Origin of the sequence: Microbacterium sp. (assembly GCF_041909575.1) — a bacterium.
Classification (GTDB): Bacteria; Actinomycetota; Actinomycetes; order Actinomycetales; family Microbacteriaceae; genus Microbacterium.
Window position 1 is genome coordinate 1 of the sequence record NZ_JAYRDE010000181.1, and the last position, 2,873, is coordinate 2,873.

Genomic DNA, 2,873 nt, shown 5'->3' on the forward strand with positions numbered 1-2,873 from the left:
TCCCGGCGCGAGCCGATCAGCTGAGACTCGTCGAGGAACCGGCGCACGCGTCCGAGCGGTTCGCCGAGCACCTCCACGAGCTCGGGCAGGGTGAGCCATTCGGTCTCGATGCGCGAAGCGTCGTCAGCGGTCACCCAGCAACTATTGCACTCCCCCGCGACGTGCGCACACCGGATCCGCGTGCCGCAAGAGGGTTTAATCACATCAGCCCCACACTTCACACCCGTTGACACCTGTACACATCCGTGACACGGTTCTGGGAATCGATGGAGGGGGAATCTCTTGCGACCCGAACCACGAACACGCCTTCTGCGCGCGGCGCGTCCGAGTCGCGCCGGGATGCCCGCAGCCGTCGCCGGATCGATCGCGCTCCTCCTGTCGCCGGCGCCGGCGCAGGCGCTCCAGACCATGGAAGAGCGGATGCCGCGCCCGCTCGCCGTCGACGGGCGCCACGCCCTCGCGCTCAAGACGGGCCGCTCCGCTCCGGCGCTTCGCGCCCTCCCCGCCGCTCGCACGGCACCCGAGACCTACACGGTCGTGAGCGGCGACACCGTGAGTGCGATCGCGGCCCGCTTCGGCCTGCGCACGGCCGACGTTCTCGCGATCAACGGACTGACGTGGAAGTCCGTCATCCACCCCGGCCAGGTGCTCCGGCTCACCGGCGGCGCCCCCGGGGCCGCGCCCGCGCCGTCGGCGCCGAACGGGGCGGTCGGGACCTACGTCGTGCGAGGCGGCGACACCGTCAGCGCGATCGCGCAGCGCCACGGCGTCTCGGTGTCCACGGTGCTGGCGGCGAACGGCCTGGGCTGGTCGTCCGTCATCCACCCCGGCCAGAAGCTGGTGATCCCGGGCAAGGCCATGCGCGCCGCGGCCACGAAGCCGGCCGCGCCGGCAGCCCCCGCCCCGGCCGCCGGATCGCACGTCGTCAGCGCGGGCGACACCGTGACCGCGATCGCACAGCGCCATGGTGTGAGCGTGACCGCCGTGCTGGCCGCCAACGGGCTGGCGGCGTCGTCGATCATCTACCCCGGGCAGCGGCTGGCGATCCCCGCGAAGGCGGGTGCCACGGGCCTCGATGCCGAGCAGACCGAGAACGCGCGGCTCATCATCCGCATCGGGCGCGAACTCGGCGTTTCCGACCGCGGCATCGCGATCGCGCTCGGGACCGCGATGCAGGAGTCCTGGATCCGCAACCTCGACTGGGGCGACCGCGACTCCCTCGGCCTGTTCCAGCAGCGGCCGAGCACGGGGTGGGGCACGGCCGGGCAGATCCGCGACCGCGACCGCGCGATCCGGGCGTTCTACGGTGGACCCGGCGACCCCAACGGCTCGCACACGCGCGGCCTCCTCGACATCCCGGGATGGCAGGACATGAGCTTCGCCGATGCCGCGCAGGCCGTCCAGATCTCGGCGTATCCGGATCGTTACGCGCGGTGGGAGAAGCCTGCACACGCCTGGCTCGCCGCGCTCGGCTGATCCGAGGCATCCGGTTCCGAGGGTGAGCCGTTCCGCGGCCTCGCAGGTACCCGTCCGTAGACTTCTGGCGTGAGCACGAGCCAGCAGACGGATCCGCTGATCGGCCGTCTGGTCGACGGCCGGTACCGCGTCCGCGCTCGCATCGCCCGCGGCGGGATGGCGACCGTCTACGTGGCGACCGATCTCCGCCTCGAGCGCCGCATCGCACTGAAGGTGATGCACGGCCACCTCAGCGACGACACCGTGTTCCAGAGCCGGTTCATCCAGGAGGCCCGTGCGGCCGCGCGCCTGGCCGACCCGCACGTCGTGAACGTGTTCGACCAGGGGCAGGACGGCGACATGGCCTACCTGGTCATGGAGTACCTGCCGGGCATCACGCTGCGCGAGCTCCTGCGCGAGCAGCGGAGGCTCACCGTCCCCCAGGCCGTGTCCATCCTCGACGCGATCCTGTCGGGCCTCGCCGCCGCCCATCGTGCCGGGATCGTGCACCGCGACGTGAAGCCCGAGAACGTGCTGCTCGCCGAGGACGGCCGCATCAAGATCGGCGACTTCGGGCTCGCGCGCGCGACGACGGCCAACACCGCGACGGGTGCCCAGCTGCTCGGCACGATCGCCTACCTCGCCCCTGAGCTCGTCACCCGCGGCACCGCCGACGCGCGCAGCGACATCTACGCCCTGGGCATCATGCTCTACGAGATGCTCACCGGCGAGCAGCCGTACAAGGGCGAGCAGCCGATGCAGATCGCCTTCCAGCACGCGACCGACTCGGTGCCGCGCCCCAGCGTCAAGAACCCGGGCGTCCCGGAGCCCCTCGACGAACTCGTCCTGTGGGCCACCGAGAAGTCTCCCGACGACCGGCCCGTCGATGCGCGGGAGATGCTCGACCGGCTCCGCGAGATCGAGCGCGAGCTCGCCATCACCCCCGTCGTCACGCGCACGGCCCCGATCGGCGCCCTGCGCGACGAGGGCATTCCGTCCGGCGAGCTCACGGCGGTGCTCCCGACCCCCGGTACCGGGCCCACCCGCACGATCGACGAGGTCGACAACGCCACGGCGCTGCGCCGCGCGATGAGGCGGCGGCGGTCCACGGGTGCCTGGCTCGTCGCCGTGGTGATCCTCCTCGCCGCCCTCGCCGCAGGACTCGGGTGGTGGTTCGGCTCCGGCCCGGGGTCGCTCGTCGCCGTCGCGGATGTGTCCGGGATGACATTCGCCGAGGCCGAGGAGCGCCTCGCCGAGGACTCCCTCGTGGCCGTCGAGCGCGGCGAGGCCAGCCTCGACGTCGAAGCCGGCCTCGCGATCGGCACCACGCCCTCCGCGGGCGCCCGCGTCGAGCAGGACTCCGAAGTGACCGTGCTCGTCTCGCTCGGCCCGGCCGAGGCGCAGGTCGAGTCGATGAT

At 72.3% G+C, this 2,873-nt stretch carries 2 protein-coding genes; both read left to right on the forward strand.

Annotation, left to right across the window (positions count from 1 at the left end; genetic code table 11):
• Positions 1-339: 339 nt before the first annotated feature.
• A complete protein-coding gene (locus tag ACE3O1_RS15290; protein WP_374316509.1) occupies positions 340-1,476 on the forward strand; it encodes a LysM peptidoglycan-binding domain-containing protein in 1,137 nt (378 codons plus the stop codon).
• A 69-nt stretch (positions 1,477-1,545) separates the two neighbouring features.
• Positions 1,546-2,873 (forward strand): Stk1 family PASTA domain-containing Ser/Thr kinase (gene pknB / locus ACE3O1_RS15295; RefSeq protein ID WP_374316511.1); only part of this gene is annotated, 1,328 nt, incomplete at its 3' end.